Source organism: Prevotella scopos JCM 17725, assembly GCF_018127785.1.
Classification (GTDB): Bacteria; Bacteroidota; Bacteroidia; order Bacteroidales; family Bacteroidaceae; genus Prevotella; species Prevotella scopos.
This window is the reverse complement of sequence record NZ_CP072390.1, coordinates 1575944-1590823: the sequence shown is the minus strand read 5'-3', so window position 1 is coordinate 1590823 and position 14880 is coordinate 1575944. Positions and strand designations below refer to the sequence as shown.

Here is a 14880-nt window from a genome sequence, read left to right as displayed (position 1 = left end):
TATGCTTGAGAAGAACATTAGAGAACAGATTATCGAATTGATACACCAGCAGGTGGTACCTGCTGTGGGGTGTACAGAACCAATGGCGGTGGCATTATGTACTGCACGTGCCACGGAGTTATTAGGTAGAAGACCAGAGCATATTAGCGTGTTGCTCTCTGCTAATATTCTGAAGAATGCGATGGGAGTCGGTATTCCTGGCACGGGAATGATAGGATTGCCTATTGCCATTGCCCTCGGTGCTTTGGTGGGTAAGTCAGAGTATCAGTTGGAGGTTATCAAAAACCTCACACCTGACACCTTAGAAGCTGGTAAGACATTTATCAGTGAGAATCGTATTGACGTCAAGTTAAAGGAAGGTATCACTGAGAAACTATACATCGAAATCACTTGTGAGGCTGAGGGACATCGTGCCACAGCTATTATCTCTTGTGCTCATACGAATATTGTCTTTGAAGAGAAAGACGGGAATGTACAGCTTGATAATATGCAACCCAGCAATGCTACGGAAGAGAAAGCACCGCTTTGTCTGAGTCTGAAGAGGGTTTGGGAGTTTGCAACGACCTCCCCTGTCGAAGAAATAGACTTTATCCTTGAGGCGAAGCGATATAACCTCCGTGCTGCTGCTGAGGCTTTGAAAGGAAATTATGGACATTGTTTGGGTAAGATAATGGACCGTCCTTTGAGTCGTGGAATCTTTGGTAATAGCATCTTCTCGCACGTTATTGCGAAGACCGCTTCAGCCTGCGATGCTCGTATGGGTGGCGCTTTGATTCCAGTGATGAGCAACAGTGGTTCTGGTAATCAGGGTATCTGTGCAACGAACCCAGTAGCCGTTTTTGCCAAGGAGAATGAGAATACACGTGAAGAACTTATCCGTGCACTTATCTTAAGTCACCTCACTGCCATTTACATCAAGCAGAGTCTCGGTGCACTGTCAGCCCTTTGCGGTTGTGTGGTGGCGAGTATTGGTTCCAGTTGTGGTATCACATATCTGATGGGAGGTGATTATGTCAATATTTGTCATTCAGTAAAGAACATGATAGCCAACCTTACGGGTATGATTTGCGATGGTGCGAAGCCAAGTTGTTCACTGAAGATATCATCGGGCGTATCGACTGCCATCCTCTCTGCCACGCTCTCTATGGAGGGCAAACATGTGACGGCTGCAGAGGGAATCATCGATGAAGACGTTGATAAGTCTATCCGAAACCTAACAAGCATAGGGAAGGAAGCGATGTGCAACACCGACGATATGGTGCTTAACATCATGACTCATAAGTGTAATTAGAAGGTTGTTATACCCTAACTCAGCTTTTTTTTTGAATTATTTTCATGAAAAGAAATATTTTTTGTCGTGAAAATAAATATTTATCTTCATGAAAAGAATTTCTTTTTTTCATGAAGATAAATTGTTTTTAGCCATTTAGTATTATTGGAAGGATGTCGTTTCATCCTATGCTCGCTCGTAGGTTATAATCGTATTTACATACTTTTCTACCTTTGTTACACGTATATTCTCTGGGAGTTTTGGTGCTTCGATACCTTCGTTAACCGTGAAAGGAGCCGATTCTATGCGTATCTCGTCCCATAGTCCTGCATCCAAAAAACTCTGTAAGGTTTTTGCACCACCTTCCACAATGAGACTTTGCTTCTTTTCAGCATAGAGATGCGACAGCACTTCAGTAGGTGTTGCGTATTCTCCTGCTTTTGTCGGTTGACTTGTCAATACCAACTTTTCTGGACTTGGGCCGCTCCATTCTCTCACCATCAGCTGTGGTTGTTCTAGTTCTTCCGTTGTTTTCCCAACGAGTATCGCATCATTCTCCGCCCTCATCTTATGTACTAACATCTTTGTAAAGGGTGTAGAGATAATCAATGGCTGATAATCTTTACCCGGCAAGTTGCCAATGTAAGCCACAGAAGGTTTTTTAGTACAAGTAGTTACACCATCTTTACTACCATTTATAATACTCGCATCATCAGAGGAATCTCGGTGATTACTCCCCTCCCTATGGGGGAGGGGTAAGGGGGAGGGGCCAGTTGTTGTGTTGAATGGCGTGTTGGTTAGTCTACTTTCTGTTTCTGCCCACTTCAATATCACATAAGGTCGTTTATGTGTGTTATAAGTAATAAACCGTTTGTTCAGTTCTAAGCACTCTTTCTCCAATACACCCACGGTCACTTCTATCCCAGCTTCGCGAATCTTCTTTACTCCACGTCCTTGCACTTCGGCAAAAGGATCGATGCAACCACACACAACACGGCGCACACCCTTACTGATAATCAAGTCGGCACAAGGAGGTGTCTTTCCATGATGAGAGCAAGGCTCAAGACTGACATACACCGTTGCTTCACGTAGCAAAGCCTCGTCCTCTTTCCTTACAGATGCAAAAGCGTTCACCTCTGCGTGTCCTTTGCCACAGCGTACGTGGTAACCCTCACCGATAATCCTGCCCTCCTTGCTCACAATAACCGCACCAACCATTGGGTTAGGCTTGGCAAGCTGTTGTCCATTACGAGCTAATTGCAGGCAGCGACGCATATATTTTTCGTCAGTTTTTTCTTGTTTCATTTCATTAAAATTCCTATCTTTGCAGCTATGACATACCAAGATTTATGGCACAGACTCACTCCTTTATATGATGAAGGTGAGGCACAAGCTATCGTTCGGCTTGTGTTAGAGGTGCAGTTTGGCATTACGCTGACCGATATATATACGGGCAAAGTTAATGAATTATCCCGAGAAGCGGAGGAGGAATTAGAGAAAATCATCCTTCGTTTGGAGCGTTCGGAGCCTGTACAATATGTTTTAGGACGTGAAACCTTTTGTGGGCGCACATTTCATGTGGCTCCGGGCGTATTGATTCCACGTCCAGAGACTGAGGTGCTATGCCGTTGGGTAGAGGAAGACTATAACCGACCTTATTGCGCTTTGCAACCTCCTATGCCTCTACAGGTCTTAGATGTTGGAACAGGTAGTGGCTGTATTGCTGTTACATTGGCTGCCGACCTACGCAACTCGGCGGTTACAGCGTGGGATATATCGGGTGATGCACTACTTATTGCACGTGAGAATGTACATCAATGGCAGGTTCGTGTTGAACTAAAGATGGAGGATGCGCTTCATCCTTCAGCAGCAGCTATGCAGCAGCAATTTGATATTATAGTGAGTAATCCACCTTACATCTGCGACAAAGAACGGACAGCGATGGAGGGGAATGTGCTTGCGTATGAACCTGAAACGGCTCTTTTTGTTCCTGATGATGACCCACTACGCTTCTATCGGGCAATCGCTGAGTATGGCGTGCAGGCTTTGTCAGCTGATGGTGCACTTTATTTCGAGACCAACCCATTATATATTGATAATGTAAAGCAGATGTTAAGCGAATTGGGTTATAAGCAGATAAAACTGCGAGAAGACCAGTTTGGTAAGCTCCGATTCACGAAAGCCATCCTACCATGATACAGAAACGACCTATATTAGAGCCGCAAGCCCTGAAGAAACTTGCCGATTTATGTGCGAAAGGCGAACATTGCTCTGGTGAGATGTTAGAGAAGATGCGCAAATGGGGACTATCAGAAGATGCGCAAGCACGTATTATGGAGAAGTTAATAACGCTGCATTACGTTGATGATAGCCGTTATACGGAGTCTTTCGTACATGACAAAATCCGCTATAACAAATGGGGACGACGGAAGATTGAACAAGCTCTGTGGATGAAAAAGGTCGATAATGCAATTTCTTCGCCTATCCTCGATGCCGTGGAAGATGAAGAATATCTTGAAGTATTAAGACCATTATTGGCAAGTAAGTATCCTACCATCAAGGCCGAGAGTGATTACGAACGTTCAATGAAGTTGATTAAGTTTGCCATGGGACGTGGCTTCACGATGGATTTAATACACCGGTGCATAGATGAAGGTGTAGTCACAGCTGATGATGAGATTGATTTTGTAGAGGATGAAGCCGACGATTAGCTTACTTGCTCGTCTGATAGACACCCTTGCACCACGTTCATGTACCATTTGTGGTAGTCGCCTGACTGTTACGGAAGAGGTGATGTGCGCTTGTTGTAACCAATGTCTTCCTCGTACGGGTTATTCTAAGTCTGCTTTTGACAACAGACTTTCACGCCTTTTTTGGGGACGAATTCCCATTGAGAAGGGTGCAGCCTTATTTTTCTATAAAGCCCATTCTGACACTAGTCGTTTGCTTTATCAACTGAAGTATGGTGGTCATCCTGAACTTGGTGAGCGTCTGGGACAAATTGTTGCAGCAGAGTTTGCACAGGATGGCTTCTTCGATGGAATCACAGCTGTGCTTCCCGTGCCACTTGCTCGGCAGCGTGAGAGAGAACGAGGGTATAATCAAAGTGTGGAAATAGCACGTGGCGTCTGTGAGGAAACGGGTCTGCCCCTTTTACTTAATGCTTTGGAGCGTATAACCTTCCATGGTAGTCAGACGCAGAAAGATCGTTGGGAACGCAATGAAAATGTAGATAAAGCCTTTCACTTGCTTGATGCTTCCGCCGTAAGCAATCAACATATCTTACTCATTGATGATGTCATCACCTCAGGTGCCACCCTTGTTGCTGTTGCCAAAGAAGTACTCAAGGGGAACAATGTTAAGGTCAGTGTCCTCTCATTGGGCTTTGCGAATAATGGTTAACTATTCAATTAGCAAAGAGATTGCATTTGAAGATACAATCCATTTATTAGTGGGACATCGCTTGTAATCGTGGTTTAGAATTCTTTTTCCCTTACAAGCAGATTCTGTTTCTACCTTGTTTTATTTGATGTTAAGTATCCGCACGCATGGTGTTTATCAATAGCTCTACTTATACTAAGGATAAGCTCATTGTTTGTTGGACGTGAGCGGGTTTGTTGGCAATGAAAAGTTCAATTGTAAGACACAAATGACAAAACCAAACGAAAAGTTTAATAAGTACCATCATTATTGTTTGCGGCATAGTTGCAGCGGATGATTTTACCTGTTATTTTTTTATTTTTATAAATTTTTATTACCTTTGCAAAAGATATATTGTATCAATTATACCTAAATAAGTTGGTCTTGTGGCCATCTAAAAACCGAATAGATTACCTAACAAAAACGTTGTCCAATGTGGATGTACGTATTAAATCTTTTTGATGTTATAAGCAGTCGGAGCTATGCAATTAAGTCTTGAATGGATTTACCCTCAACTACTTTGTACTGTTAATAAAAGAAAAGCATTTTACTGAACGAAAGTTGAGTATGTAAATAAGACGCTGACATGACATAGATACATATTGATAGCACTTAAAGACATCCTAAGATTTGAAAAGCTCTGTCCTCTGAATTAAACAAATAACAAATAATAAATTCTTAAAACTAAAAACTAAGTCTGAATGAGTAACATGAGAAATGGTCTGTATTTGACTGCATTCCTGTTATGTCTTCATCTAAGCATGGACGCTCATGATGTTGCTGGTAATAAGAAGAACGCAACATCGAATGATGCCATGGCTATTTTGAGACAAAAAATGGAAATTCAGTTTCTGTTTCGTCAACCCAGATTTCGCAAAAGGCGCAAGATGCTGGCGAAAAGAAGAAAGTTGTCGGAGTTGTGAAGGATGAGAATGGTGAGCCGGTAATCGGTGCAACGATTCGTCTGAAAGGAACCCAAGGAGGCGCTGTGACTGACATAGATGGTCAGTTTACGCTGATGGCAGAAGAAGGTGCTGAACTTGAAATCTCTTACATTGGCTACACAACAAAGATGGTGCGTATTGGTAAAGCTGATAAATACGATATCATTCTTTCTATGGGTAGTGCCAAGGAGTTGAACGAGGTTGTAGTGACCGCTCTTGGTATAAAGCGTGAGCAAAAGGCATTGAGTTATAACGTACAGCAGGTGAATAGTGATGCGTTAGGAACAAATAAGGATGCTAACTTCATCAATTCTCTTAGTGGAAAGGTTGCTGGTGTGAATATCAATGCTAGTTCATCTGGTGCCGGTGGAGCTTCAAAGGTTGTTATGCGTGGTACACGTAGTATTGAGCAGTCAAGTAATGTTTTGTATGTTATTGATGGCGTACCAATGTTCAATCTCGGTGGTGGCGGCGATTCTTCCTTTGGATCTAATGGTACGACAGAGGCAATCGCTGATATCAACCCTGAAGACATTGAGAGTATGTCAGTCTTGACAGGTGCAGCTGCCGCAGCTCTTTATGGTAACCGTGCGTCTAATGGTGCGATTGTCATCACGACAAAGAAAGGAAAGGTTGGACATACAGAGTTTACTGTTAGTCAGAGCACAGAACTATCTTCTGCTTTCCGTTTGCCAGAGTTTCAGAATCGTTATGGAACGGGTAGTAGCCTGCGTGATGCTGGTGGTGATAGCTATAGCTGGGGACGTCGGTTGAATAATGCCAATTTCATGGGTTATGATCCTAAAAAAGATTATCTCAAGACAGGTATCATGACTACTGAGACTTTCACCCTTTCAACAGGTTCGGAAAAGAATCAGAGTTATTTCTCTGCAAGTGCATTGAATTCAGGCGGTATTATTCCTAACAATGGTTATAATCGTTATAACTTTACGTTTCGCAATACATCTAGTATGCTGGGCGACAAGTTATTGTTAGATGTTGGCGCAAGTTATATCATCCAGAATGATCGCAATATGACCAACCAGGGAGTTTATGCCAATCCATTGGTGACAGCTTACCTCTATCCACGTGGTAATGACTACAACGACATGGCTATGTTTGAATATTTCGATACGACACGTGATATTTACACACAGAATTGGAATAACCTTATTAGTGAGTTTGTTGGTCAGAACCCTTATTGGATTAACTATCGTAACATTCGTACCAATAAAAAGTATCGTTATATGATGAATGCTGGTCTTACTTATAAGGTAACAGATTGGTTGAATGTTGTTGGTCGCATCCGTATAGACAATGCAACAAATACTTTCGAGAAGAAGTATTATGCTAGTACTAACACAACGATAGCAGGTGCTAATGGTCAGTATGCAAAGATGAAGACTGATGACAAGCAGGTGTATGGTGATGTTATGTTGAATATCAATAAGCACTTCTTAGAGAATAAGTTGTCGTTTGTAGCTAATGTCGGTGCAAGTCTCTCTGATATCAAGCAGGACCAGACTGGTCTTGATGGTCCGATAGCTGATAACCTGATTCCAAATGTATTCAATGAATATCAGGTTGATGCGGCTCGTGAGAAGCGTTTGCCAAATGGTTATCATGAGCAGACGAAGTCACTTCTTGGTAGTTTAGAGTTTGGATGGAAGAGCCAGCTGTATCTGACGGTTACTGGACGTAATGACTGGCCTTCAATGTTGGCAGGTCCTCACTCTAACAAGAGCTCATTCTTCTACCCTTCTGTTGGTGGATCATGGATTATTTCAGAGTCAGTGAAGATGCCACAGGCTATCAACTATCTGAAGGTACGTGGTTCGTTTGCTTCTGTAGGTATCCCATTCCTTCGCAATATTGCAAATCCAAAGTATGAGTGGGATAACACAACAAAGCAGTGGAAGAGTCAGACTATCTATCCTATCTATGACTTGAAACCAGAGACAACAAACTCTTGGGAAATTGGTTTACAAGCTCGTTTCCTCAAGCACTTCAACTTGGATGCAACACTTTATTGGACAAAGACTTTCAACCAGACATTCAACCCTGATATTTCGGTATCATCTGGTTATTCTGCACTTTATATCCAGACTGGTAATGTGTCAAACAATGGTCTTGAGGTAGCTTTGGGTTACAGCAACAATTGGGGCGGCTTTGGATGGTCAAGTAACTATACTTTGAGTTCTAATCGCAACCGTATCAATGAGTTGGTTCGTAACTACGTTCACCCAGAAACAGGTACTGTTATCAATAAAGACCGTCTTGATGTAGGAGGATTAGGCAATGCACACTTCATTTTAAAGGAAGGCGGCACTTTAGGTGACCTCTATTCTTTGACTGATTTGATGCGTGACGATAAGGGACGTGTTTATATCGATAAGAATGGTAAGGTATATCGTAATAATAATGTAGGCGATGTGAAGTTGGGTTCAGTATTCCCTAAGGCAAACATGGCATGGCGCAATGATTTCTCTTATAAGGGCTTTAACCTTAGTGTGATGGTAAGTGCACGTTTCGGTGGTATTGTTTACTCTGCAACGCAGGCAGCACTCGATCTTTACGGAGTATCAGAAGCAAGTGCAAAGGTACGTGATAAGGGATATATGGAGGTAAATGGCAATGACCATCTTAACCCAGAATCATGGTACTCAACAGTTGGTGGAAGTGATGGTATCCCACAGTTCTATACCTATAGTGCAACGAATGTTCGTTTGCAGGAGGCTAGTCTTAGTTATACCTTCAAGAAGAATCACTTCTTCGGTCTTGGCGATTTGACCCTCTCTGTGACTGGTCGTAACTTATTAATGTTCTATTGTAAGGCTCCTTTCGATCCTGAGACAACAGCTACGACAGGCAACTATTATCAGGGTATTGATAAGTTTATGACACCAAGTACGAGAAATATTGGTTTCAACATCAAACTTAAATTCTAAATCAAAGTTATGAAACAGTTAAGAAATATCATATTGTCAACTATATCTGCGGGCTTGGTTGTGAGTCTGGTTGGATGTACCAATGGTTATGAGGAATATAACCAAGATCCATATGGTGTGTCAAAAAATGAAACAAAACGTGATGCTTACTCTTTGGGTGCAGCCATGGTGAACCTCCAGAGTTGGGTGGTTCCTACGGATGTCAATACCAATCAGTTTACAGAGTGTCTGTGTGGTGGCTCCTATGGTGGTTATCTCTCAGATTCTAATGCTGGTTTTTCAGGTAAGAACTTTGCGCAATATAGTCCAGAGAATGGTTGGAGCCGAGTATTGTTTAGAGACTTCCTTCCAAAACTCTTTATCTATTTCAATGAGGTGAAGAGTGCTACGGATGAACCTGTCCCATTGGCTGTAGCACAGATTATAAAGGTTGCTGGTATCCATCGTGTTACCGATGCTTATGGTCCGATACCTTATTCTAAAGTAGGACAGAATGGTGAAATCACTGCACCTTATGATTCTCAACAGGATGTTTATAAGCTGATGTTCAAGCAGCTTGATGAGGCGATTACCACACTGACAGCTAATCGCACATTGAACTTCTCGCCAAAGGCTGACAAGGTATATGGTGGTAATGTTGAGAAGTGGATTAAGTTTGGCAATTCTCTTCGTCTTCGTTTGGCTATTCGCATATCAAAGGCTGATCCAGCGTTGGCAAAACATGAGGCTGAGGCTTCGATTGCTAATGAAGTTGGTGTGATGACTTCCAATGATGATAATGCTTTCATGACTTTATCAAATACCAATCCTTTCCGAGTTGTGATGTATGAGTATAATGGTGGTGACTCACGTGTTGGCGCAGATATTACCACTTATATGAATGGTTATAACGACCCACGTCGTGATGTGATGTTCACAAAGTCAAGTTTTGCAAGCGGTACAAATGGTTATTATGGATTACGTTCTGGTATCCAGATTCCTGGTGCAGAGGTTGCTCATGCTTATAGTAACTATAATGTAAATACCGATAGCAAACTCATGTGGATGAATGCAGCTGAGGTAGCTTTCCTCCGTGCAGAAGGTGCTTTGAAGAACTGGAACATGGGCGGAACAGCTGGTGACTTCTATAAGACAGGTGTAGAACTATCGTTTGAACAGTGGGGCGCAAAGGGTGCAACAGCTTATTTGGCTGATAACAGCAGTACACCTGCAGTCTATACAGACCCTGCCGGACTCAACTCATACTCTGGATCGGTCTCAACGATTACAATTGCTTGGGATGATAGTAATAGTGAAGAGCAGAAGTTAGAACGTATTATCACTCAGAAATGGTTAGCTATGTTCCCTCTTGGCTTGGAAGCATGGGCTGACTATCGTCGTACAGGTTTCCCTAAGTTGATGCCTGTGAAGGTAAACAATAGTGGTGGTATAGTAAACAGCGAGCGTGGTGCACGTCGTTTGTCTTATCCACAGGAGGAACGCAGAGACAACACTGTAAACTACAATGCAGCTTTAGGTATGCTTGGTGGTGCAGATAATATGGCTACAGATGTTTGGTGGGCAAAGTAATGATTATCGATTAAAAAGAAAGAAAATGAAACATATCATTAAATATATAGCATATTCAACGCTCTGTGCAGTGGCTTTGCTTGTGTCAAGCTGTGATACAGATGTTGAACCTGTTAAAATCAATCAGTCAGGTATAGAGCATCAGAACCCTGAACTCTATAAGAATTACCTTGTTGGTATTCGTGCTTACAAAGCAAGCAATCATAAGGTTATGATGGCATGGTTTGATAATAGTCAGACCGTTCCGTTTACACAAGCGCAGCATATCAATGCCGTTCCTGATAGTGTTGACTATGTTGTACTGACGAATCCAGGAATGGTTACTGAACAGATGATGCAGGAAATAGCCGAGGTAAGAAGTCGGAAAGGAACGAAAGTTGTGTTTCAGATAAGTTTTGATGCGCTCAAAATGGCTTATGAAACACAGAAGAAAGCCTTTATGGCAAAGCCTGAGAATGCAAATAAGAAGTTCCGTGATTTCAATGGTTTCTTGGTTGATACGGTCAATACACAGTTACATTTTATTGACAAGTATAACTATGACGGAGTCATCATGGACTTCAATGCAAAGTTAACATATTATCTCACGGATGCTGAAAAGGCTGAGGCTATCGCTTTAGAGAATGATTTCTTAGGAATTTCTAAGGACTGGAAAGAGCGTCATAAGGATAAGGAATTGATTATGATGGGTCGTCCACAGCATGTTACAGATAAGAGCCTGTTTGCTCAAGCACGTTATCTCGTGATTCCAACACAGGACGAGAAGTCGGTGTCAGGAGTTGATTATTTGGTTCGCAGGGCTTTGGTAGAAGGTGTTCCAACAGATAAGTTCGTTGTGTTAGCAAATAATAAATCTATCGATGAGACCGATACCAAGACTGGCTACTGGGGTAAATCTTTGGCAATGTATGGTATTGCAAAGTATGTAGCGTCAGACCATACTGGCTATACTTGTGCTGGAATGGGGTTGTTGAGTGCGAATGTTGACTATTACAATGCCTCTTTCACTTACCCTAACTTACGTAAGGTAATCTCAATTATCAATCCAACCGTTAAAGAGTAAAAGGAAATGAAGAAGCTATTTAAATATGTTCCTGTACTGGTAGCAGCCCTATTGATGGGTGCATGCCAGAATAATGATGAAGCTGACTTTGTAAGTAGGGCGTTCATAGATGGAAAGACATTTACTAATGAGACCATCATCAAAGATGCAACTACTTTCGTGAAGTCTTTGAAACTCTCTACACCTCGCCCTGCAGAAAAGGAGATTAGGGCTACTTTTGTTGCTGCAAAGCAACTTGTTGATACCTATAATAAGGCTTATTATAGCAATGCAGTGTTGTTACCTGATACTTGTTATAAGTTCCTCGAGAGTGAAGTGAAGATCAATCAGGGTAGTGTAAAGAGTAATGAGGCCCAGATTGAGTTCTCTAAGCTCGATAAATTGGACCGCTCAACAATATACGTATTGCCTGTAACTGTAGAATGTAATGACATTGAAGTCCTACAGTCTGCAAAGAATTATTACTTTGTGTTCCGTGCAGGCGCACTTATCAATGTTGTTGCAGACATGAGCAAGAACTATCTACAGGTAGATTGGAAGACTCCAGACATGGTTACTGATATGCATCAGATTACTATGGAGGCCCTCATCTATCCACGTGAGTTCGGTAAGCTTATTTCTACTGTGATGGGTATTGAGGGCAAGTTCCTTATGCGTATTGGTGATGCAGGCTTCCCAGATAATCAGATTCAGATAGCAACAAGTAGTGGGAACTTCCCTGATGCAGATTCTAACAAGGGCCTGCAGACAAAGCGTTGGCAGCATGTGGCAATGACTTACAATGCGGATACACGTGAAGTGAAGGTTTATGTCAATGGACTTTTGCAGTCAGCAGGTACGCTTCGTATGGGTACGGTTACTATCAAGGGCGATTCACCTGATCGTATGTTCCTTATCGGAAAGTCTTATGATGATGCTCGCTGGTTTGAGGGTAATATGTCTGAAGTACGTGTTTGGAATGTTGTCCGTACACAAGAGGAGATAGCAGGACATATCTATGGTGTTGATCCGAAGACTCCTGGCTTGGTAGGCTATTGGAAGATGGACAACTCTAATAGTCCTAATATTGTAAAGGATGCTACTGGTAATGGTAATGATGCTAAGGCAAACAAACCTCTTTCTTGGCACAATGTTTCATTACCGGAGAAATAATCTATTAAACGCTTTTAATCAAAATGACATTTATGAATATCAATAATATAAAAACACTCGTACTCTCAATGCTCGGTATAGCTCTGGTCGTATCCTGCTCTGAGAGCATCGAAGTGCCTCTTGTTTCTGAAAGCGGTTACAAGACATTGGAAAATAATCTTGCTTTCATTACTGACAAGTATGGCTGTAGCAACCAAGATTCCCTTGTCTTTAATGAAAAAGGTTCTACTGATTTCTACGTGAATCTTGTTGAGGCAGCCAAGGCTAATGAGGAATACACGCTGTCTTATGATGCCAAAGCACTTGAGAATTACAACCAGGCACATGGTACAACCTTCGAAGCATTGCCTGAATCTCTTGTCAAGGTGAGTGGTACTGCTATGGTAAATGCGGGTGCAAAGCAGTCGTCTAAGGTGGCGGTCAGCTATACTACAGCTACCGATTTGAAGGAAAATGGAGTTTATGCTATCCCTTTGAGTGTAAAGGGTGCCAGCCAGACTTCAAAGGAAAAAGGCGAGTTTGTCCTTTTTGTACGCGATATTACTAAGATGCCAAACTGCCATAAGGACAATGGCTTGCAGGTAATCAGCTGTATGGAGGTCAACGACGCCAATCCGCTTCACAACCTCTGTTACACCTTGAAGGAATCAAAGAAATATGTTTTCGACCAAGTGATACTTTTCTCTGGTAACATCAATTACAATGCAGAGACAGGTGAAGTGTATAATTATAACAACGAGAATGTACAGCACTTACTCGATTACAAGGAAAAATATCTTAAGCCTTTGCAGGAAAAGGGTATGAAGGTTATCCTCGGTATCCTTGGAAACCATGATCGCTCGGGTGTGGCAAACCTTACTAAGGAGGGTGCAATCAAGTTTGCACAGGAGTTGAAAGCTGTTGTTGATGCTTATGAACTCGATGGTATATTCTTTGATGATGAGTATTCAAGTTATGGCAATTACCCAGGCTTCGCTTCTCCTTCTAATGAGGCAGCATCTCGTCTTTGTTATGAATGTAAGCGAATCATGCCTGACAAACTTATTGAGGTGTATGTCTATAGCCGTACGGGTAGCTTATCGTCAGTTGATGGTCATAAGCCGGGCGAATTTATCGACTATGCTTTGCAGGATTATGGACGCTATGGCGATCTGTCTAGCAACTATGAAGGATTGTTACCTAAGGGTATGATACAAGGTTCATCAGAGTTTGGACAGGGACGTATTATTTCTTTTAATACTGCAACTGCTATCAAGACTGATGGCTATGGCGGTACGATGGTTTTTGGTTTAACCCCACGGAATGGTTATGTGTCTCGTCTGAACAACATCACACGTGCCTTCTACGGAGAAGAGACTGTACTGACAGGTAGTTATGCAAAGGATTGGTAACATACTAAATATTTGAAATAATGAAACTTAAATATTTCTTTTCAGCCGTACTAACGGCATGTCTTGCTTTGGCTTTTACTGCCTGTAGCAATGAGGAAGATAGCCCAGAAGTAAAACCGGAACCTAAGGTTGAGACAGCTCTCACTTTCGATACCGATACAGTGAGTGTAGGTGTGGGCGAAACAACTACGTTCAATATCACTGCAGGTGGTGGTGAATACAAGGCTTTCAGTGAGAATCCAGATGTGGCAACGATGAACATTGATGGGAATAAGATAAGTGTTACTGCTGTAAAAAGTGGTTTTACGGGTATTGTTGTTTCTGATGCAGCTGGCAATTACAAGCGAGTGTTGGTCAAAGCTATGTATAAGACGTTATTGCTCGATAAGGATGAAGTCAACATGACTATCAAGGTTGGTCATACTGATGGCTATGCTCTGTTGACTATTACTGGTGGTAATGGTGGATATGAAGCAGTCAGCGACCATAATGATATTGTAGATATCTATTCTATTGAAAATGGCGTAATTACCATCAAAGCCCTCAGTAATGGTACGGCTATGATTACGATTACTGACAAGATGGGTGTCAGCAAGGTTGTGAAAGTGACTGTTACAACAACCGATATTCCTTATTCAGATGAGGAGAAGGCTGATATAATGGCTTCTACAAGTGAGACTATTGTCTTTGATAATACTCAATCAAGGGGGTATGGAAGCAAGTCAATAGGCGAAAAGGATGGTAAGCAGCTTGCACAATGGAACTATTACGATGGTATCTATATCAAGTGCTGGTTCAGTGGCGATCTTACAATAGGCATGAAGACTGATGGTAAGGTTGAAGTTAAATCCGATTATTGGGGCACTTCTGTAACTCAGTATGAAGGAGTTAATGTTGAAATACTCAAGGTTTCAGATACGCATGTATGGGGAATCATGTGGGTATTGAAGGACAACTACCTGCACTACGGTTATTTTGTTTTGCCAAAGGGGGAAGCTGAGGATTAATCCTTGAATTAATATGATTTTATTGAAGAAATAAAGATTAATAGTTCTCGGACTTATTTTTTATCGCAAAGAGGGATACATCTTTCTATAGGTGTATCCCTTTTTCTTTGCTGTAA

The 14880-nt window shown here is 41.9% G+C and carries 11 protein-coding genes; 10 read left to right on the top strand and 1 reads right to left on the bottom strand.

What is annotated here, in order from left to right; all coding sequences use genetic code 11:
* The first annotated feature begins 1 nt into the window (after window position 1).
* Window positions 2-1291: an L-cysteine desulfidase family protein gene (locus J4856_RS11980; protein ID WP_025837720.1), complete on the top strand. Its 1290-nt coding sequence runs from the start codon at window positions 2-4 to the stop codon at window positions 1289-1291.
* 165 nt (window positions 1292-1456) lie between these two features.
* On the opposite strand, the gene ribD is transcribed toward J4856_RS11980, so the two are convergent.
* The gene (gene ribD, locus J4856_RS11975) at window positions 1457-2575 is read right to left on the bottom strand and encodes a bifunctional diaminohydroxyphosphoribosylaminopyrimidine deaminase/5-amino-6-(5-phosphoribosylamino)uracil reductase RibD (RefSeq protein ID WP_065367680.1); all 1119 of its coding nucleotides are present in this window, start codon (window positions 2573-2575) and stop codon (window positions 1457-1459) included.
* Window positions 2576-2602: 27 nt separating this feature from the next.
* Between ribD and prmC the strand changes: the two genes are divergently transcribed.
* The 9 genes from prmC (at window position 2603) to J4856_RS11930 (ending at window position 14764) form a co-directional block, all read left to right on the top strand.
* Window positions 2603-3466 (top strand): peptide chain release factor N(5)-glutamine methyltransferase, encoded by an 864-nt coding sequence (gene prmC / locus J4856_RS11970; protein WP_025837722.1) that lies wholly within the window; start codon window positions 2603-2605, stop codon window positions 3464-3466.
* Window positions 3463-3981 carry a regulatory protein RecX gene (locus J4856_RS11965; protein ID WP_025837724.1) on the top strand — a complete coding sequence of 173 codons (519 nt, stop codon included), beginning with the start codon at window positions 3463-3465 and terminating at the stop codon, window positions 3979-3981. Before prmC ends, J4856_RS11965 begins: the two co-directional genes overlap by 4 nt.
* Window positions 3965-4672: a ComF family protein gene (locus tag J4856_RS11960; protein WP_025837726.1), complete on the top strand. Its 708-nt coding sequence runs from the start codon at window positions 3965-3967 to the stop codon at window positions 4670-4672. Before J4856_RS11965 ends, J4856_RS11960 begins: the two co-directional genes overlap by 17 nt.
* Window positions 4673-5609: 937 nt before the next feature.
* The gene (locus J4856_RS11955) at window positions 5610-8582 is read left to right on the top strand and encodes a SusC/RagA family TonB-linked outer membrane protein (RefSeq protein WP_249117983.1); all 2973 of its coding nucleotides are present in this window, start codon (window positions 5610-5612) and stop codon (window positions 8580-8582) included.
* A gap of 9 nt (window positions 8583-8591) precedes the next feature.
* On the top strand, window positions 8592-10151 hold the full coding sequence (locus J4856_RS11950) for a RagB/SusD family nutrient uptake outer membrane protein (RefSeq protein WP_025837730.1): 1560 nt from the start codon (window positions 8592-8594) through the stop codon (window positions 10149-10151).
* 25 nt (window positions 10152-10176) lie between these two features.
* Window positions 10177-11214, top strand: coding sequence for a glycoside hydrolase family 18 (locus tag J4856_RS11945; protein ID WP_025837732.1), 1038 nt, complete (start codon window positions 10177-10179; stop codon window positions 11212-11214).
* 6 nt (window positions 11215-11220) lie between these two features.
* Entirely contained in the window at window positions 11221-12366 is a 1146-nt protein-coding gene (locus J4856_RS11940; RefSeq protein ID WP_025837734.1) for a DUF1735 and LamG domain-containing protein, read from the top strand.
* A gap of 32 nt (window positions 12367-12398) precedes the next feature.
* Window positions 12399-13757 carry a BT_3987 domain-containing protein gene (locus J4856_RS11935; protein WP_083130781.1) on the top strand — a complete coding sequence of 453 codons (1359 nt, stop codon included), beginning with the start codon at window positions 12399-12401 and terminating at the stop codon, window positions 13755-13757.
* A gap of 20 nt (window positions 13758-13777) precedes the next feature.
* The gene (locus J4856_RS11930) at window positions 13778-14764 is read left to right on the top strand and encodes a hypothetical protein (RefSeq protein WP_065367683.1); all 987 of its coding nucleotides are present in this window, start codon (window positions 13778-13780) and stop codon (window positions 14762-14764) included.
* The last annotated feature ends 116 nt before the right edge of the window (window positions 14765-14880 follow it).